Raw genomic sequence first — 18608 nt, forward strand, 5'->3', positions numbered from 1 at the left:
GGTTTAAAGTTATGGGCCTTTCAGCTTACCCTGAAGGGCCCATGTCTGGTATTACTAGCAGAGTAGGTCAGTTACTTATTTACCCCGTATTTCACTTTGCTACGCCAGGGAGCTTGCGCCAGCTCCACCGGATTAAAACAAATACTAATATCGATGCAGCTGCTGTAATGTAAAACGGTAAGCGGATATCAACTTCCATCGCCATGCCCCCCGCGAGCGAAATCAAGCTTGCTACCAGCGTGAAGCCCGCAGTAGCTATTCCCATCACCCAACCCTGTTCCGTTTCATCGACACTATTGGCAAATATATTCAAGAGGGCGGGGTAAGCGAGCCCAAAGCAAAGGTACGCGAAGAACACACTGAGATAACATAGCCAAATATGGCTGCTGAATACGAAGACTAACGCGCTCGCGCCCATCACTAAGGCGGAAACTGTAACTACCAGGGGTTTAGTCCAGCGGGACAAAACAGGCTTGACCATAAAGAGGCTGGAAATTGCCACCGCAATACCCATAGTCAGCATGGCCATACTGGTTATTAGCAGGCCTGCCTGGAATCTACTGCTTAAATAGTTTGTGATAAATATATAAAAGCTGAGATGCACCAGCATGAAACAGAGATAGGCAGGGCAAAGTCGGACAACCCGAGGACGGTCCTTCAGATGTATAAACTGAGTAAATAGATCCAGAAAGCGAAGCCTAAGCTGCATCGGGGCTTGCCGGGTATCGTGATAAAAGGTCAGGATCAAAAACAAAGTAATAGCGACAAGTACCAGAGCAAAGTAAAAGGGTAGTTGGATACTGGCTATGCTCCCCAATAGCTCCCTGTCTGCCAGGACTCCTGCCATAATCGGTCCAGCTACAGCCCCAGCACTCATTCCGGCTACCAATAACCCTAGGTTCTTGGAGGCTTCCAGCTCACTTTGGCTGGCATCAATCATTGCTGCTTGAGCAATAGGTTGGTTTCCCGCAGTAAAGCCGCTGATCACTCGTCCGAGAATAAGAAGCCAAAGGCTATTGCTTAGCAAAGAGAGGACAGTGATAGCGTATCCGGCCATGGCCCCCACCAAACACAGCACCATGGCAGTTTTGCGTCCAATATTGTCAGACAGTTTGGCGATATATACGGACCCAACAAACCACGCCAGAAAGAAGCTGCTGATCACAACTCCATAGTACAAGTGCCGAGTTGATTGTGGCGTATCAGTAGGTAGGAACTGGAATTTTGTCGACATAACCAATTCATTGATGATCGGGAACAGCAATCCCTGACCCATCAGATCTACAAAAACTACTGCCAAAAGGGCTAAACGGCACATGGCAGACATAACCACTTCCTCCCCCAGCTTCAGCTTTGCTGCCTAAAGCAAGATAGCAGGTGATGAATAGGTGACGGAGCCTGTCATTGAGCAGCGTAAGCCAGGTAAGAGCGATAGAGCTATTTGAGACTAAGCGCACGGTTAGTTACCCGGGAATAAAGGCGGTTAAGACAGTTGAGGCTTGCTCTATATATCAGAATTCAAGAGAAGCTTCTCCTATTTCTGGGGGTGACGAACTATCTCTTTGATTTTTATAGGGTTGATAATGTTATAAAGAGCAGAAAAAGCAGGTAGATATATAGCGCCTGCTTTATATCTACCTGTTGAGAATTATGTCAAAGCTCTTAACTTTTTGATATTATTGGGTTTTTGAGGTTATCTTGAAAGAAGTGAGTAGAATTATATAGAAGGGTGATATAAAGACGCTTCTTTTGAATTAACTGTTGTACAAACCCGCTGCGCGGGAGTGGTGCCACTTTTAAATTATAAGAGGCATTTTAGAAAATGCATAACCGGGTATTGCAAAATATATTTTCTGCGTACAGTGGTTATTTATCTAAAACTGCGCAACCACTAAAAAATTTAAAGGCTATCTCCTCGATACAAGAATGCCGTACAAAATCGATGGGAAGCAGTTATTATCGTTGTAAGCACAACCATGTCACTGAACAGCATCATTCTTGTAGGCATAGAAGTTGCCCCCTCTGCTCAGGCAGAAAAAAGCTCCAGTGGGTTGATCAGCAGCGTCGTAAATTATTTGATACAGAACATTTTCATGTGGTCTTTACTATACCTCATGAGTATCTGCCGTTATGGCAATACAACGAAGAGAAGCTTACAGATATACTCTTTTTGTCGAGTAAAGAAACCCTGTTTGAATTAATGGCGAGTAAAGACTATCACGGAGTAACTCCCGGGATGCTTATGGCTCTACATACTTGGGGAAGACAGTTAACTTTACACCCTCATATACACTGCCTGATCACCGCTGGCGGTTTGACTTTAAGAGAAAAGTGGAAAGAAACAGGTGAGTATTTATTACCTGTGCGAGTGGTTAAGAGTCTTTATAGGGGAAAGTTTCAAACGCTGTTATTAGAGCAGTATCGTGCTGGGCTAATCAAGCTGCCTCCCAGTTGGCCCATTGGCCAGTTTGATATTCTCTTTAAGGCTTGCTATCGCAAAGAATGGTCAGTTCGTATTCAGGATCGATATGAGCATGGACAAGGAGTGCTTTTGTATTTTTCACGATATATCAAAGGTGGCCCGCTGAAGCCAAAGCAGATATTAAACGTGGATCATAAGGGGCTGGAATTTCGTTATTTTGATCACCGTGACCAGCGACGCAAGCGACTAAGATTAAAGCCTGAAGAGTTCTTAAGACGTGTCTTGCAGCACATACCTCCAATAGGAAAACACATGGTACGGAGCTATGGATTATATGCTGGGTGTAATAAGAAAAAGCACAATCTATGTAGTAATCAAGTGGGTTTAATGAAAGATCAACGACTCCCAGCTGGATTGCAAATCCAAGATCTGATGGTAGAGTGTGGGCAGTGCCATGAATCTACAAAGTTGACTGGCAGAGTGTGGTCTAAGGCGAAAAAAGGAATTTCCTTTATAAAGGGGGCGGCTCGGCAAGATAGTGCCGGCGGGAATGTACAACATGGCGATGAACCAGACACTGCAGGAATGGGCCTCTTTAGTTCGGCCTAAATTCAATGCCAGGTCATTTTTTTTACCGCCTGCAGTGCAGGTTATCTAAGCGTTATGTGTAAATCATGAATACAGAGCTTCGAAGAATAATTTCCGACTTCCAAGAAAAAGTCGAAGAAGCCAACGGGCTGCTGAAGAAGTATCTTGAAACTGACGAGCCTCACAATTGGGGGCCGCCAATTGAACAAGTCGGGATGCTTGGAGGTAAGCATAAATACTTCTTTCATGGGGTTGGCTGTATGGTTCACATTAGCAAGATGGATATAATTGACTTCGACTACGGTGCCAATGGACGTATTGATGGCTTTGATGAGTGGAGACTATGCGGCTTCATTAGTACTCGTAGAAAGAAATATCCCAACGTACAAGAAAGTGACATTAAACAATGGTTGAGAGAAGCTATTGAGGCCAAAGAAATAAAGAAATCGGATTCGAGAGAATATGGCAATTTATACTATTTCGTGCAAAACACATAACAAGCGTGTGCACAAAGGACTAAATTTCCGTTACACCTTTTGGCATTGCTTCGCAATTATATGCCAAAAGGCTCCACTCCAATTTAGCCTGTGACACGGGCGTTATGAATTCATGAGAAATACTAAATCAATACTACTACTAGTTCTCTTGGGGCTGACCGCTTGTAGCAATAAGCCGTCCGGTGGGTTTATGCGAGGAGATGTGCCTATGGTTGTCGGTATGTTTGAAAATTACTATGGCAAGCATGTTCAAGTTGTCGGTTATATGTACAAACCGCCTAGAGGCAATGTTTTAGTATTAATCCCATCAAAGGATCATATTAATTTACAGACACAGCCTCCAGCTAACGTATTGAGTTTACTGTTATTCTCCGACACAGCAATTAGAAATGGCAGCGTTCACTCCGAGATGGAAAGGTGTATTGGTAAGACTACCTATGTGTCTGGGCTAGTCGGCATTTTTTCTGGGTTACCTGCAATTGAAGAGATTCGTGAAGTGGCGTGCTAAATTCATAACAAACGCAAGCAGGATGCTCCGGCCCTTCGGACCTCCACGGGACACCCAACGCTATGCACATTTTGTGCGGATCGCTGCGCTCCCAGTTTCGCACAAAATGTGCATAGCATTGGTCGCCCCTGTTGCGGGCGTTCAGGCTGTAGAAAAACTCTTAAAAAGTAGCTTTTTTGTTAAAATGGAGGTCTTGATGTCGAGATTATCCATATGCCCAATTTCAAACGTTACGATTACAACCAAGATGCAATGGTCGTCATCAATTTCGAAGAACAACTACAACCTGAAACCTTTGAGTTTACACTTCATCATTTGATTGATGACCATATCGACCTCTCTGTCTTCCATAAAAAATATCAAAATGATAGCGGCGGGCGAACCGCTTATGATCCAGCTATCCTCCTGAAAATCACATTGTTTGCTTACTCAAAAGGCATTACCTCAAGCCGTGAAATTCAATGGCAATGTGAGAATAATATCCTCTTCAAAGCACTGTCATGCGATACCGTTCCGCATTTTACTAGTATTGCAAGTTTCGTAAGCAGTTATCCTGATGCGATTGAGTCGGTGTTTGAGCAAGTGTTACTGGTCTGCGATCAGCAGGGGCTGCTTGGCAACGAACTTTTCGCAATAGATGGATGCAAGATGCCATCCAATGCCAGCAAAGAACATTCGGGGACTTTTAGAGAGCTAGAACAGAAGCAGGAAAAAATTCGCAAGAAGATCAAAGATTGCCTCAAAGAGCACAAGAGGCTGGATGGCAGGAAACCTAAAGAAAAAGAGCGAAAGCAAGCGGTAGCTAAAGCGGCGGATACGCTGCAGAAACACTTTGATAAAATTGATCAGTTCTTAAAAAATCACTCCCCCAGGATGGGGCAAGGTAAAAAACCTAAAGAAGTGAAAAGTAATATCACGGACAATGAATCAGCTAAGATGACTACCAGCAAGGGAACCATTCAGGGCTATAACGGTGTTGCCGCAGTTGATAGGAAGCATCAGATAGTTGTTGAGGCCCAGGCCTTTGGAGAGGGCCAGGAGCATCATACATTGAAACCTATTCTTGATGGCATCAGTTGCCATTATCAGAATATAGGAATAGATGAAGACATCTTGGCCAAACAGGTCATCATTACTGCTGATACTGGATTCTCCAACGACGCTAACTACAACTACCTGCGAGAGAACGGCATCAATGCCTACATACCTGATAATAAATTCCGTTCACGAGATAAAGCTTTTACAACGCAAAAAACCAAGTATGGCAAGCGCAATCAAAAAGGTAGGGCTAATGTCCAGAAGACTACCCCAGCTAGTGAATTTACATTCAACAAGAAAAAGAAAACCTGTATTTGTCCTGCAGGAAAATCCATGCTTTTGTTAAAAGAAGAGCATGTCAGTGAAGGTAAGAAAAAACTATTGTTCGAAGGGCGCCTCACTGACTGCAGGAAATGCAGCCTTAAAAAACAGTGCATGCGAAACCCAGATTCTGCTGACTCTCGAAAAGGACATGGAAGGCAAGTATCCCTAACTTGGACAAACGGACGGACAGCCACTGACTGGATGAAAAAGCGGGTTGATAGTATCGAAGGCAAGACCATTTATGGGCATCGAATGTCTGTTGTTGAGCCTGTGTTTGGGAACATTGGTACCAACAAGCGATTAAATCGCTTCTCGCTACGAGGAAAAAGTAAGGTTCAGGGACAATGGCAGATGTTCTGCTTGGTACATAACATTGAAAAGTTGATGAGATGTGGCAGTATTCACTGATTGAGGATGAATTAAGGGCGTCAAGACGCCTAAATTTAATACAATGAAAGAAATTTGGTGGTATAGCTAAATTTAGCTCGAAATTTAAATTAGAGGAGCCTGAGGAGTGACAGCTTTTTCTAAAACTGTTTTTCTACAGTCTCGTTAAATGCTGGGAATTAAATGAAGAAAGGAAACAAGACTACAGGAATACAATTACTGATCTTATTGGGCTTGTTTGTTGCTTCTATCGTTTGGTGGAAGCTTTGGTTTTATCAAGGCTTCGTTGGTCCCATTCCTTTCTTACATTGGTTTATCCACGTGGATGGTGAGGCCTCGTATGACTTAACCTATTGTGAAATGTTTATTCAACTCATACTGGTTTGGTTATCATCTAATGCGTTATACTATGTTAAAAAACGTTATGGTAAAAGTATTTAACCAGCTCAGGCACGCGACCCACTTTTCGTTCCGCCTTTCGGCCCCACAAAAAGCGCTCGCATGCTAAAGACGTTATGGCTAAGGTAACTATGAACAAATATCTCGCTATAGTTTTACTGGTTTTCTCACAACTTGCTATATCTAGTGAAACTGAAGTTGCTGAAGTTCATGAAAACTATCTCAGTGGATCGCTGCCTATGCCTTACGGTTCATTTAAGGTCAGCATTTCTTTACACGAAGGTAGTCGCAGTGTTTCAAAAGCTGAAATAAATGTCGGTGCTCTTACTTTCTCGGTGCCGAAAGAGCAGCTCGTAAAACTAAAAAGTGTAGATCTTTCTTCTGTATTTGTCGGTCATGAGATATATCGATCAGAAAACACGCCTTTCGACAAATTGGATGCCTTTTCCAGTGATCTATTCATAGTAAAGATCTCTTCGACTGAAGGCTTTTCTAGGGGCAATATTTGATACACTGATTACTACACAGTTTTAATAAATTTGGAATCTCAACAGCTAGATGTATCCAAGTTCGAATATGCTAGGCCATAACAATACAAGCCAGCCTGACGGTTTTTTCGTTCCTTGTTTTGCGGTTTAACGCTACGCTACCGCAAACCAATCCACTACAAAGCCGCAGCTGCTTGCGGCGTTAAGAGTCATAATCGAAAGATCGAGTTATGAGTGAGTTTATTAAAATAATGAATGTATTTCATGCTAAGAAATTTGCATGGCTTCCATTTACATTTCTCTGCCCAAGGCAAGGGAGTAGATTTGGTGTTGCGCGCTTTATTGGTACTGTCATTCTGAACACCTCGTTCTTTGCTTCACTTTTGGTATTTTTGTTGTATTCCAAATTTGGTAGTAGTGCTATAGATCACGTGGGGTTTACAATTATGTGGATATACGCCCTATTTGGTAGCTACTACTTATTTGTGTGCTTTTGTTGGAATCAGGAACATGGTGCCAATAACTCTTAACAATCACAGGCACGCTGCTTTGGCCCTTCGGGCCTCCGCGGGACAGCCTACGCTGCGCTTCGGCCGCCCGTGCTGTGGGCGTTAAGCGATCCCATGAAAGAAATAATATTTGAAACTGACAGATTTAATCTTTCCGAGGAGAGAGATAATTTTATTAATCCGTGCTGCTTTGGTGAGGATGCTGCTGTCTGGTTCAAACCTCTTGGGGGTTGAGGTTAAGGATATCTATCAGGAGGACTGGGGTTGGGAGATGAGTTGTTCCTTTCAAGGTAATAATTATTATGTAGGCTTTGGAGGGCTCCCATCCGAAGAGGGCCAAAATAATGGCGAGTGGCGTGTTATAGTTACAAAATCTCGATCCATTATTCAAATGCTTTCGGGTAAGAACAAGCTATTAGCTAACGAGCCAATGATGGGTGTTTTATCCAGCATAATCGAAAAGGCAGGATTTAGTAATGTATCCGACATCAGCGCTTAACAAGGGTAGGCAAAATCGGCCGCAGAAAACGCGGCCTGGACTCGCTAACGCTCGCCTTTGCTACCGGCGTTAACTTTCCAGGAGATAAAATGGACTTCGGCAAAATCATCAAAAGCGATGGTGATATACAGCTTGCTCAATGGAGTAGCATAATCTCCAGTCATCAAGCCCTCGAGCAAGCTCCTGATAAGAAAGGAACTAACCCTTTTACCAATGAGGAGGTTCTTTTCTCTGGTGAAGGCATAGCTTTCTATCTAGAAGGCGGGGATAAAGTTGGCAATATAAGCCTGGAGAATGGTGTTCTACTGACCAGCGGGGTTCCTATGTCAATATGCTCTGAACTTGCATATTCCCTCAACGCGGAAGCTTTCGAAGATGACCGCAGTTAACAAGGGCCAGCACAATCGCCAAATGCAAAAAACGCATTTGGCTGGACTCGCTGAAAGCGCTCGCCTGTGTGGCCGGCGTTATGTGACCACATGAATTACTACATACTCTCAAAAGATTTTTACATAGGTCAATCGAGACTGGAGCATGCTGATTTAGGTGTGGGCATGGTTCAAGGACGTTTTATACAATGTCCTGGCTATCAAAAAGTGAAAAGTGTTTTTAGCTATTCGCCAGCGAGCAATATGATGAGTATTATCAAAAGAGAGATGATCTGGAGTTGATGCTTCAAGATGAGTCAGGTAATAAAATTTCTACTGACTTTATTCATATTGAAGATTATTCTCCAGAATTTGAAGATATTAGTGTAGAGGTCAAGTTAGTAAACGCCCAGTCATGGGCAGGTATTGAAAACACATAACGAGGCCAAGCAGGCTCACCCAGCTGATAGCTGGGTTGGAAGGCCTACGCGCTGCTTCGGCCGCCCCTGTTGGCAACGTTATGTGTCTAGGGTCTTTCAATGCAGATTAAATCCGTACATCCAGTAGTAAAAGCTTTCCTGATGTACTTTTTGAGTTTTATGGCAATTGCCTTGTTCTTTGCCCTATTTGGTGATTGGATAAAGGAAAAAACCAACTACACGCTTATCTTGAAAGGGTACATTATTGGCCCCCTCATTTGGCCGGTAGCTTACTTGAGCCTGGTGTATGGTAAATCGAGAAGTTCAGACAATAGTTAGTGACTACAACTCTATATCTCACCAAGGTCACAAGCTGATGGGGAGGCTGCCACATAACAATCGCAGGCACAGCGACAGCTTTTCCATTTCGGCTTCGCCTTTATTTCAAAGCCGCGCATGCTGCGGGCGTTAGCAATACAGGAAGATATCGCGTGGATACGAGCTTAATTGATTCTATTGATTGGAAGAATTTAGTTCATGCCTATGGGCCGGCAATAGATGCGCCTAAAGAACTGGCTAATCTAATAGGTGATGATGAAGATGATAGAGACGACGCTGTAAATGGTTTTCTTTATAGCTCTGCATACCATCAAGGAACCGTTTATTCTTGTACGCCGAGTGTTATACGTTGTGTAATATACATAATTGAAACTGAGGATATATCCTCCTTAGAAACAATAGGTGCACCCTTAGTTCGAGAATTACTCTGTTTTGTAAATATTTGCGCTCGTACCTGGAGGTTCGTTCCGGAAATTGGCGAAGCAGCCTTTGTAGGGTGTAATCTTTGCAAGGATTATTTAGATCACGCTGATAGTAAAACCTCAGCGTATGCAAAAGAACTTACAGATTTTTGTAAAGTCTATGAAAATAGCTAACAAGCGCATGTTGTCGGACTGGTTTTCCGCTGCGCTCCAAGCCAGCCGCAAATGCGGGCGTTAAATTGTATGTAACCATGAAGATCATTTTTCTTTTTATAATTTTTTTCTTATCAGGTTGTGCAACTGTAACCTGGGATGGAGGCTTACCAGGAAGAGAATACGAGATTACATTTCACGATACTGATGGCTCCCCTGTGCAAGGCGTTGTAGCCAGTTGTATCGGAAACAGCATTTGGCCAAGTGAAGAAATGGCTAAAGAAATAAATAATCTCTCTGTCTCATCAGATAAAAATGGTTTAATGCTTTTGAAGCACGATAGCTATGGCGTTCATGGTTCCTACAAACAACTTGGCCCATGGGAATGGGGCCATTCGAAATCAGGGGAAGTAACTTGCGATTTTCTCTACAATGGTAAAATCGTAAATTCTGGTAAGCTTTACAGCTTTAACCAACCAAGCATAGTGAAAATAAACACCAATGAAATTTAACAAAGCTAGCCACCATCGCCCTTTCGGGCTGGACCTCAGCACTGCGTGCTTCGGCCGGTGCTAGCGGCGTTATGCACAAGGAGTGAATAGGGTATCGTGAGCAGTTGGGTAATATGTCTCTGTGGAGACAAGATCAATAAAAATCTATTCGCAGGTAGCGGCTGGTCTCTGGTTGTTCCTGAAGAAGTCATTGATAACGAAGCTGTCACTGAATCCGACATACAACAAATCATTGTTCAGTCCAAAATTGAAAAGGTCTGTCCGTCCTGCGGCTGCTTAATTGTGGTTAACGACCAAAGTGACACGGTGCAATTCTTCAAGGAGCAAGTCGTATAAATGCATAACAAAGCCAAGCACGAACGCCAGCGAAGCTGGCTGGACCTACATTCCGCAGCTTTACTGCTCCATTTTGGCTCGTGTTGGCGGCGTTATATTTCATTAGGAAAGTAAAGTGCTGACACAACAAAGAATTACTTTAGTTTGTTTATCTCTTTGGGTATTAGTAGCTGTATTTTGGTTTATTTATGATGAATGGACTAGGCACCTAGTTGACTTCATTGCTAGCCAGTACATTGATGATTCTCAATGTAATTCTTTAAATTCAAATAACTGTATTCCTGTATATACATCTTACTCAACAGCTCAATATTTTGGTTACATTCTCTATTCATTCTTCATCTATATGCCGCTCTCTTTTTTCATATCAAAGCTATTTATAGGTAAGCGCAATGTAAACTTTACACGTTGTGCATGTTTGTCAATATCAATTTTAAGCTTTCCATTTATAAGTACATATATTGCAAGCGCGGTCACCCTAAGTAGCGCTTTAATGCATTATACTTTTATACTATTTGGTTTTATCACAGCACTAGCATTACGGGCACGGCATGCAATATAACAAGTTTGGGCAACATCGCGCTTACAGCGCTGGACTGCTAACTCCGCAAACCTTTTTGCATGGCTGCGCCATTTTATGCAAAAAGGTTCGCTCCGTTAGCAGCCGTTGCCAAAGGCGTTATAAATCGCAAGAACAAATATGCTCTCATGCCCTAAATGTACAGTAAGTAAACTCCGATTGATTTCGAAGTTAAAGTTGATTTTTGATGGCGACGTTCTTCATTGCGAGGGGTGCGGTGTACAGATTCTCACTGTAAGCTATGCATCGTCTGTAATCGGCATTATTTCAACAGCATTAGCTCTCTTCTTATTTGCGCCAGTATTTGCGTATTTTGGGTTTATGGCTGCGATAGTGAGTATCCCATTGATTGCGATGGCAAGTGCCATTTTTATGGTGTATATCACACCATTAACCACAGGGCATGATGGTGGCAACAACTTATAACAAGTTGCTGAAATACACTTCGGCCGCAAAGTGCGCGGCCTCCGCGGGACAGCCTACGCTATGCTTCGGCTGCCCCTTAGCAAAGCGTGTGTGCCAGGCATGGCATTTAACTAGAGAGGTGAAAGTCCTCTTACCAGGTATTCGTGGAGCCGAAGGTTAGCGAAAGGGCAAGGTTAATGTCGCGAGGTATTGGCTGGAGGAAGCTCAACGCAAATTCACGGGGTGATGAACAAGAACTGGATATGAGGTGTGACGTAGGCGGAGCCAGTGGGCACGTGACCATAAAGCTCTCCATCCACAATTGGCCTACGTTTTATAAATCCAGCATCTACGTGAAGAAAGTTAAATGTCTTACCCTGGGAGGTCTATGGGTTGTTAATGGAGTAACTGAAAACTGAGAGATTGGTTTTGACCGACCCATAGAAGTCAGCAGAGGGCATAGTAGGTAGATTTCGTGCTACTGAAGGCCTGAACAATTCTGGACAGTATTATTAATGCAGAGCTTGATGACTGCATCTGACAAGTAACTGAGTTGCCAGGAAAAAAAATATTTTTTTTTCTGGGTGAACATCAAACTGGAAACTTAATCATACATTGTCCAATTTCCCATCTCTTTTAATGCAGCGAATTCTAGATAGGAATAATCTGTTTCGAGCATTACAACAAGTTTCTCGTAACCAGGGTGCGCCAGGTCTCGATGGTATGACGGTAAAACAGTTGCCGGAACATCTTAAGCAGACTTGGATTGCTACCCGACAAAAGGTGTTAAGTAGTATCTATCGTCCTCAACCGGTGAAACGCGTCTTTATACCAAAAGGCAATGGAGGCCTGCGTCCATTGGGTATACCCACTGTGCAAGATAGGTTGATCCAACAAGCTATCGCACAGATACTCAGTGAGCAATGGGAGCCGAAGTTTCATGCTCTTAGTTTTGGTTTTAGACCAAATCGATCGGCACACCAGGCGATTAGACAGGTCCAAAACTTTGTCCGGCAAGGAAAGCGCTGGACGATCGATATGGACTTGAAATCCTTCTTTGATGAAGTGAATCATGACAGGCTCATGCTAACACTGAAGCAAAGCGGAATACCGGCTGATGTGCTGGGGTTGATAAACCGATACCTAAAAGCGCCAACGGTAGTCGATGGCAAGGTAATAGCTACAACAAAAGGCGTCCCGCAAGGTGGGCCGTTATCTCCGCTTCTAGCGAATATTGTGCTTAATGAACTGGACTGGGAGCTGCACAAGCGGCAACTCAGTTTTGTACGATATGCCGATGATTTCCAAATACTGGTGGGAAGTCATCGGTCTGCAGAGCGGATAAAAGTAAGCCTTACGCACTTCATCAAATGTAAGCTGAAGCTCACAGTAAATACTGAGAAGAGTGCAGAGGATCACTTCTGGAAGCGGAGCTTTCTAGGATTTAGATTGCTGAAGAAGGATGCCCGGATAAAGGTATCAGAATCATCGATTAATAAATTGAAGGCAAAGATCAGAATGATCACCCGCCGAACACGAGGCCGTAAGTTTACTGAGATCATAGAAGAGTTAAAGAAGTCCCTGCTTGGTTGGAAAGCGTACTTTGACATCAGTGAAGTACTGAGCCCTCTGAAAGATCTGGACAAGTGGATAAGGCGGAAGTTGCGATGTTATTTATGGAAGCAATGGGGACGTAGTGGTTACCGCAGATTAAGAAGGCTGGGCGTTGATCGTTTTTTAGCGTGGAACACGGCCAAATCAGCACATGGACCATGGAGGCTAAGCAAAAGTCCTGCCCTTTACAGAGCATTGCCAAATAGATACTTTAGGAACTTGGGGCTGCCGGAATTGGCAGATAGGAAGGGGAATAGAATTGAACCGCCATGGTACGTGACCCGTATGCCTGGTGGTGTGGGAGGAGGGGCATCGTGAGGTGCCTCCCTATCCCGATTAGGTGCAACCGTAAATCATGACTAGAAGAATATTCTTACTCTTTATAACGATTGCTCTCATGGCTTGCTCAAATACCCCGTATCACGTTGAGCTTGATTCCATTTCTAAAAAAGAGCGAATGGTTACTAAGCATGGCGAGGGAGCTTACTACTTTGTATACACCCGCCATCGATTCACATCTGCGGATGATGTTGACGGCTTTGAGAAGTACTATGCCGACATCGATAGATATATAAATACAAATATGTCACAGCATGGCGACTGTAAGTATATTAAGGAAACTCTGTCATATTATGATGAAGGTGGAAATGTCAGTGTATTGGTCATCTGCAAAAGCACCTAACAAAACGTGGCAGCAAGGGCGCTGCGCGCCGGGACAGCTTACACTGCGTTCCAGCTGCCCCTGCACTCAGCGTTAAATGTCACGAAAAATGTATAGCACACTTAAAAGATGGATCGAAGAGCTAGAAACTGACGTTGAGATTGTTTCTTCTCATGAAATTAATGAGGAGGCAGGATCAAACCTGTTTTCTTTTGGCTTTAACCAATACCTACTCAGTGAGTGGGGGCGGGACTCTGTCCAAGATTTTTTGGCCAGTTGTGCTGACATCTACAAACGAAAATGCAGCGGTTCAGCCATGGTTTTTTATTCCTGGCTAGATAACCAGGCCGGCCAAATACGTATTTCAGCAGTTAGTGAATCACATAATAAACTGCCTTTTGGCTGTAAAATCAATATGACAAGCTTGGAGCAAGTCGTAGATGATATATTTTCTAATGATTCCGGTTTGTATACCAAGGGAGCACTGGACGTTTGGTGCAAGAACATTTAACTAGTCAATTAACTACGCGCCTTCGGCGCCCGACAGCTCACACTCCGCTTCGCTGCGTTCCAGCTGCGGGTTATTGAGACGTTATGCAAGATAGAGAAATGAATCCATTCTCGGTAATTGGAAAACCATTGAGCTTGGTTCGGAAAACACTTGGAGTTGTTTCTGTTGAGCCAGTTTATGATTCGCTTGAAGAAGGTGAGCAGCAAGAATACTCGGTAGTATCCCAAGCTGGGAAGTGGGAAGCATCTCTTGATCAAAATAATATTATCAAAACGATATTCCTCTATCTGAATAAAGGTTGTGATGGAGTTCTGGGCTTGGATTACTCCATGATTAAATCAAATGTTTTGGAGTTGCTTGGGGAGCCTGTCTCAACAGGAGAGCCTCGTGTAGACTCGATACTAGGCGAGTATGGTGCGTGGGAGAAATATGTGCATGACAATGTCTTCGTGCATGTAGAGCATGAGAGCAAAGAAAACAATATTAAACAAATTACCATCATGGTAGAGAAAGTTGCATAACAAAGCCAAGCAAAATCGCCGCGAAAAGCGCGGCTGGACCTCGCTACCGCTCGGCCTTTGTTGGCGGCGTTAGTGCGTCAAGCTAAACTTGATGCTTCTTGCAGGGTGGAAGTCCCTGTCGGGTAAGGCCTAACCAGCCACCTGTATCGAGTGTTGCGCGTAGGGCGGAACAGAAAGAAAAAAAATATACTCATTTTTTTTTCTCACTGTGAACAAACTATGTGAAGCGTACACAGAGAATTCTATAGGCCATAGGGGTTATCGTGACCCTGAAGTGCTGGTATCGCTCCGATAATAAAATGAGCTCCGATTGACGAGATGTGTAACGCCATCGAAGTCCAGGCAAAGCAACCGCATTGGTGAGGTTGTGGCGGATCGGCGGGGTTATCAAGCCGTGGCATGTAGAAAGAGAGGTATTGAGAACTTGAGAGATCCGAGCAGGTTCCTGAAGGAACAGGTAGGGACGTTAAGCCTAATGGTGAAACTAACGAAGACCACTCGGAAGTCGGATCAGCTCATAGTAGTCCGAGAGCGGGAAAGCCGCTTACATGGCGAAGGGGCTGACAGTAATATCGGTGTGCAACAGAAACATAGTCCGGACAAAGTAGGGCTGGATACACTATGACAACCGCCTTGCACGCCATCGCATTTAAAGCACAGAGCCACCCCACGCACAGGTTTCAGAATTTATACGGACTGCTAAATTCCAACCTGCTGTATCAAAGCTGGGGCCAGCTCAATAAGCAGGCCCGCCCCGGTATCGACGGAGTAACTACCGAAGTTTACCGGCAAAGACTGCCGCAAAATATTCAATGCCTACATCAACGGCTGTGTGACAAACGCTACCGCACCCAGGCGATTAAGCGGGTATTGATTCCCAAAGGCAACGGCAAGCAGCGCCCACTGGGGCTGCCTACGGTGGAAGACAAACTGGTGCAGCAGAGCGTAGCGCAGCTACTGCAAAGTATCTGGGAGCAGGATTTTCTGCCCTTCAGCTACGGTTACCGTCCCAGGAAAAGCGCCCACCAAGCCGTACACAGTCTTGGCTTAAATCTGCAATTCAAAGGCTACGGCTACATCGTTGAAGCCGATATTAAAGGCTTCTTTGATCAGCTGGATCACGACTGGTTACTGCGGATGCTAGCCCTTCGTATCGACGACAAAGCCCTGCTGACACTGATTAAGCAGTGGCTGAAAGTACGCGTGCAAACTCCAGATGGTAAGTTCAGTAAAGCGGCAGCAGGCACCCCGCAAGGAGGTGTGGTCAGTCCGGTACTGGCGAACATCTATCTGCACTACGTCCTGGATTTGTGGTTCGAGAAGAAAGTTAAGCCGCGTATGCGTGGCAGAGCCATGCTAATCCGGTACGCCGATGATTATGTAGTGGCTTTCCAATTGAAAACGGATGCAGAGCGCTTTTACCGGGTACTACCGCAACGGCTGAACAAGTTTGGCCTGCAGTTAGCCCCCGAGAAAACGCACCTGAAGCGCTTTAGCCGCTTCCATCCGGGCCGAAAACGGCAGTTCCAGTTTCTGGGTTTTGAGTTCTACTGGAGCTTGGACGTCAACAAACGCCCCAGGCTCAGGCGCCGGACTGCCGCACAGAAACAGAAGGGCGCAATGGAAGCGCTCTACCACTGGATCAAAGCCAAGCGCAGTGAGCGTCTGAGAGAATGGCTGCCCACACTGAAGCGCAAGCTACAGGGGTTCCAGAACTACTTCGGTCTACCAGACAACAGTCGAAGCTTGTCCCGTTTGTACAGCTATGTTTTACACAGCATACACAAATGGCTCAACCGGCGGAGTCAGCGCAAGAGTTACAACTGGAATGGTCTAAAGGAAATGCTGGGATATTTTGGGCTAAAGCCACCGCGAGTATACAAACGCAGTATACTTGTGGACTGGTATTAGGGTTCGTGCTTTACACGAGCGAATATATTACTGAAGAGCCGGATGCGGTAGTTCCGCACGTCCGGATCTGCGTGGGGGCAGTTAGGGTAACCGGCTGTCCTACCACTACTAGCTATTTAAAAAGCATCTCTTTTACCCAAAAACAGTCAAACACCCATAGCTGCTAATAGGGAGTACAGTGTTGAATCGTCAACCTTATCCGCTATTGAAAAATCACGCCCATATTGCCAGTACCAGATTGGAGGGCAGTTGCAGAATTACCGGATGTTGCCTGACCGATTTCATGCACATTAGATGTGCCAATCTGGGATTGACTGGCAAAGTTGGATATCCCCGTCTGATTGGTTAGTGCCATATTCATCATGCCAGTTTGGTTGGTATCAACTATGCCAAAATCAGAAGTATCTTGATTAACTTCCGACATATTCATCATGCCTGACTGGAATACGCTCACAGTATTATTATTTGAATTATTTAACTGTGTAACAATGCCATCATTGCTATCTCCGTCTTGTTGAATAAGTAAGCTATTAAAGTCGCCGTCGTTTTGAGCCATGCCAGCGATATTAGCAGTTCCATTCTGGATCATAACTGAGGTATTTGAGGTACCGCTAGATTGGAAACCAATAGCACTATTGGCCATTCCTGTCTGGTTCACTATAAAACTGTTAAAGGAGGTATTGAGTTGAGTATTACCGGAAATTTGGGAATCTCCAGATTGCAATACAGAAATAGTATCGCTATCTGACATTATCTGCGCACCGCCATAGCTATTGGTATCCCCAATTTGGTTAACAAAAACAGTACTTAACTGAGAGTCAACTTGCGACATGCCTACCTCATTAAGATTGCCCTGCTGAATTGCCGTAATCTGGGTAGAGTCACTGTTATTTTGTAGTAAGGCAGGAGCGGTATTTAGATTTCCAGTTTGAATATGAATAATAGTGCCATTTTGAGTGGCATTCTCCTGTACCGGTGCAGATTCGTTGAAATCACCATCCTGGGTGATTGCGATCAAACTGTCCATCGTTGCGGGATCACTTTGGTCCGGGTTAGCCATGTTGCCATTTCCATTCTGGTTCACTATGGCAGTATTCCCATTTGCGAATGAATACCCACTAATTACTAAGAAGATAGCTGCCGCTATCGGGGTGAAAGCTTTCATGATGATCCCTTAAAAATCAAGCGATTAATTTTGTTACAGACTGTTGATCGATTTGGGACTCAGCTGAACAGCTAATTAGGCGGAGAATGCTCTCAAATCTTTGTCATTAAAGTTGAAGTGGAGTCACCAATATAGGATTTCATCCTTAGAGAGTTCCTACTGCTTGTCTGGCTGTCTAGGTAAAATAGAGGTGACACGGGAAGTATAGGGCTGGATTGCGGTAGTTATCTTTAGGAAGATGATCTCAAAAAGCTGGGAATAAAGTTTAAACATATAGGGATAACTAGTTTAGTAAGAAATTCCTATATTTATATTGTTTATAGAGTGCCAGGCTTGGCAATTTGTCTACATCATCGACGACCGCCACTGTACTGGTACGATTGTGCGATCTGCAATCACGCAAAAGGCTGAGCCCGCAAGCTCCGAAGCTCAAGCCGTCGCTGTGCTCAAGTGCGTTATTGCAGTGATTGATGATCAGAACAGCGTGCAGACCGATGCCCGATGGATCGGGTCTATGTGACAACGAAGACACTCACCACAGATGCAGGGCAGGCGGTCAATGTGATTGACGAGGCAGCGGGCCTTGTTTCTGACTGCATTGGTGAAGTGGCGAATCGCATGGTCGTGCATAGTTCTATTGCAGTGATGGCGATTCCGAGTGGGTGAGTATGGTTGCAATTAACTGCGGTGAGCGAGTTTATGCGGATGATGATGGTGAGTGGGGTGTTTGTAACAATGAACTTACGCGCTTCTGCAAATCGAAGTGCAGGGCATCCAAAACGATCCCCCCGACGATGGCGACCGCTACATAGTTGCCACCGGTAGCAATGAGTGGGCAAACCAAAACGGCCAGCTGGCCCGCTACGTGGCAGACACCGGCTACTGGCAATTCTTTCCTGCCAAGGTCGCGCTGAATCAGGCGGATGGCCTGCTGTATATCAACGGCAGCAGCGGCTGACAGGTAGCCAACCGTCCGGCGACTCTGCCGCAGATCACTGGGGATACCAACACGGATCTGGCCGGGGTGGTTGG

At 44.6% G+C, this 18608-nt stretch carries 24 protein-coding genes; 22 read left to right on the plus strand and 2 right to left on the minus strand.

What is annotated here, in order from left to right:
• Window positions 1-91: 91 nt before the first annotated feature.
• On the minus strand, window positions 92-1327 hold the full coding sequence (locus tag ACJJI3_RS03510) for an MFS transporter (RefSeq protein WP_444941515.1): 1236 nt from the start codon (window positions 1325-1327) through the stop codon (window positions 92-94).
• Window positions 1328-1822: 495 nt separating this feature from the next.
• Between ACJJI3_RS03510 and ACJJI3_RS03515 the strand changes: the two genes are divergently transcribed.
• The 19 genes from ACJJI3_RS03515 to ltrA (ACJJI3_RS03605) all read left to right on the plus strand — a co-directional run bounded on the left by ACJJI3_RS03515 (window position 1823) and on the right by ltrA (ACJJI3_RS03605) (window position 16411).
• Window positions 1823-3031 (plus strand): IS91 family transposase, encoded by a 1209-nt coding sequence (locus ACJJI3_RS03515; protein WP_444941516.1) that lies wholly within the window; start codon window positions 1823-1825, stop codon window positions 3029-3031.
• 65 nt (window positions 3032-3096) lie between these two features.
• Window positions 3097-3507, plus strand: a complete 411-nt coding sequence (locus ACJJI3_RS03520) for a DUF6896 domain-containing protein (RefSeq protein WP_444941517.1) — start codon at window positions 3097-3099, stop codon at window positions 3505-3507.
• A gap of 208 nt (window positions 3508-3715) precedes the next feature.
• On the plus strand, window positions 3716-4015 hold the full coding sequence (locus ACJJI3_RS03525; protein ID WP_444905956.1) for a hypothetical protein: 300 nt from the start codon (window positions 3716-3718) through the stop codon (window positions 4013-4015).
• Between the two features lie 213 nt (window positions 4016-4228).
• Window positions 4229-5785 carry a transposase gene (locus ACJJI3_RS03530; RefSeq protein ID WP_444941518.1) on the plus strand — a complete coding sequence of 519 codons (1557 nt, stop codon included), beginning with the start codon at window positions 4229-4231 and terminating at the stop codon, window positions 5783-5785.
• A 494-nt stretch (window positions 5786-6279) separates the two neighbouring features.
• A complete protein-coding gene (locus ACJJI3_RS03535; RefSeq protein WP_444941519.1) occupies window positions 6280-6672 on the plus strand; it encodes a hypothetical protein in 393 nt (130 codons plus the stop codon).
• A 618-nt stretch (window positions 6673-7290) separates the two neighbouring features.
• The gene (locus tag ACJJI3_RS03540; RefSeq protein ID WP_444941520.1) at window positions 7291-7659 is read left to right on the plus strand and encodes a hypothetical protein; all 369 of its coding nucleotides are present in this window, start codon (window positions 7291-7293) and stop codon (window positions 7657-7659) included.
• A gap of 89 nt (window positions 7660-7748) precedes the next feature.
• Window positions 7749-8048 (plus strand): hypothetical protein, encoded by a 300-nt coding sequence (locus tag ACJJI3_RS03545; RefSeq protein ID WP_444917909.1) that lies wholly within the window; start codon window positions 7749-7751, stop codon window positions 8046-8048.
• Between the two features lie 281 nt (window positions 8049-8329).
• Window positions 8330-8467, plus strand: a complete 138-nt coding sequence (locus tag ACJJI3_RS03550; protein WP_444941521.1) for a hypothetical protein — start codon at window positions 8330-8332, stop codon at window positions 8465-8467.
• 99 nt (window positions 8468-8566) lie between these two features.
• A complete protein-coding gene (locus tag ACJJI3_RS03555; protein ID WP_444941522.1) occupies window positions 8567-8785 on the plus strand; it encodes a hypothetical protein in 219 nt (72 codons plus the stop codon).
• A gap of 152 nt (window positions 8786-8937) precedes the next feature.
• A complete protein-coding gene (locus ACJJI3_RS03560; protein ID WP_444941523.1) occupies window positions 8938-9381 on the plus strand; it encodes a hypothetical protein in 444 nt (147 codons plus the stop codon).
• Window positions 9382-9458: 77 nt separating this feature from the next.
• Window positions 9459-9872 carry a hypothetical protein gene (locus tag ACJJI3_RS03565; RefSeq protein WP_444941524.1) on the plus strand — a complete coding sequence of 138 codons (414 nt, stop codon included), beginning with the start codon at window positions 9459-9461 and terminating at the stop codon, window positions 9870-9872.
• 96 nt (window positions 9873-9968) lie between these two features.
• On the plus strand, window positions 9969-10208 hold the full coding sequence (locus tag ACJJI3_RS03570) for a hypothetical protein (RefSeq protein ID WP_444933443.1): 240 nt from the start codon (window positions 9969-9971) through the stop codon (window positions 10206-10208).
• 739 nt (window positions 10209-10947) lie between these two features.
• Window positions 10948-11214, plus strand: coding sequence for a hypothetical protein (locus ACJJI3_RS03575; RefSeq protein WP_444941525.1), 267 nt, complete (start codon window positions 10948-10950; stop codon window positions 11212-11214).
• Between the two features lie 176 nt (window positions 11215-11390).
• Window positions 11391-11612: a hypothetical protein gene (locus tag ACJJI3_RS03580; RefSeq protein ID WP_444941031.1), complete on the plus strand. Its 222-nt coding sequence runs from the start codon at window positions 11391-11393 to the stop codon at window positions 11610-11612.
• 220 nt (window positions 11613-11832) lie between these two features.
• Window positions 11833-13125, plus strand: a complete 1293-nt coding sequence (gene ltrA, locus ACJJI3_RS03585; protein ID WP_444942540.1) for a group II intron reverse transcriptase/maturase — start codon at window positions 11833-11835, stop codon at window positions 13123-13125.
• 139 nt (window positions 13126-13264) lie between these two features.
• The gene (locus ACJJI3_RS03590) at window positions 13265-13489 is read left to right on the plus strand and encodes a hypothetical protein (RefSeq protein WP_444941526.1); all 225 of its coding nucleotides are present in this window, start codon (window positions 13265-13267) and stop codon (window positions 13487-13489) included.
• 76 nt (window positions 13490-13565) lie between these two features.
• A complete protein-coding gene (locus ACJJI3_RS03595) occupies window positions 13566-13979 on the plus strand; it encodes a hypothetical protein (RefSeq protein WP_444941527.1) in 414 nt (137 codons plus the stop codon).
• An 83-nt stretch (window positions 13980-14062) separates the two neighbouring features.
• Window positions 14063-14500 (plus strand): DUF6392 family protein, encoded by a 438-nt coding sequence (locus tag ACJJI3_RS03600; RefSeq protein ID WP_444941528.1) that lies wholly within the window; start codon window positions 14063-14065, stop codon window positions 14498-14500.
• 621 nt (window positions 14501-15121) lie between these two features.
• Complete coding sequence (ltrA, locus tag ACJJI3_RS03605) at window positions 15122-16411, plus strand: group II intron reverse transcriptase/maturase (protein ID WP_444941020.1); 1290 nt, start codon at window positions 15122-15124, stop codon at window positions 16409-16411.
• Between the two features lie 202 nt (window positions 16412-16613).
• Here ltrA (ACJJI3_RS03605) and ACJJI3_RS03610 read toward each other — a convergent pair whose 3' ends face one another.
• On the minus strand, window positions 16614-17576 hold the full coding sequence (locus ACJJI3_RS03610) for a hypothetical protein (protein ID WP_444941529.1): 963 nt from the start codon (window positions 17574-17576) through the stop codon (window positions 16614-16616).
• 313 nt (window positions 17577-17889) lie between these two features.
• On the opposite strand from ACJJI3_RS03610, the gene ACJJI3_RS03615 reads away from it, so the two are divergent.
• The 3 genes from ACJJI3_RS03615 (at window position 17890) to ACJJI3_RS03625 (ending at window position 18534) form a co-directional block, all read left to right on the plus strand.
• Window positions 17890-18096, plus strand: a complete 207-nt coding sequence (locus ACJJI3_RS03615) for a hypothetical protein (RefSeq protein WP_444941530.1) — start codon at window positions 17890-17892, stop codon at window positions 18094-18096.
• Window positions 18093-18242: a hypothetical protein gene (locus tag ACJJI3_RS03620; protein WP_444914017.1), complete on the plus strand. Its 150-nt coding sequence runs from the start codon at window positions 18093-18095 to the stop codon at window positions 18240-18242. Before ACJJI3_RS03615 ends, ACJJI3_RS03620 begins: the two co-directional genes overlap by 4 nt.
• Before the next feature lie 91 nt (window positions 18243-18333).
• Window positions 18334-18534 (plus strand): DUF2793 domain-containing protein, encoded by a 201-nt coding sequence (locus tag ACJJI3_RS03625; RefSeq protein ID WP_444942541.1) that lies wholly within the window; start codon window positions 18334-18336, stop codon window positions 18532-18534.
• Window positions 18535-18608 lie beyond the last annotated feature (74 nt).

Source organism: Microbulbifer maximicatervae (SeqCode) (assembly GCF_052466985.1).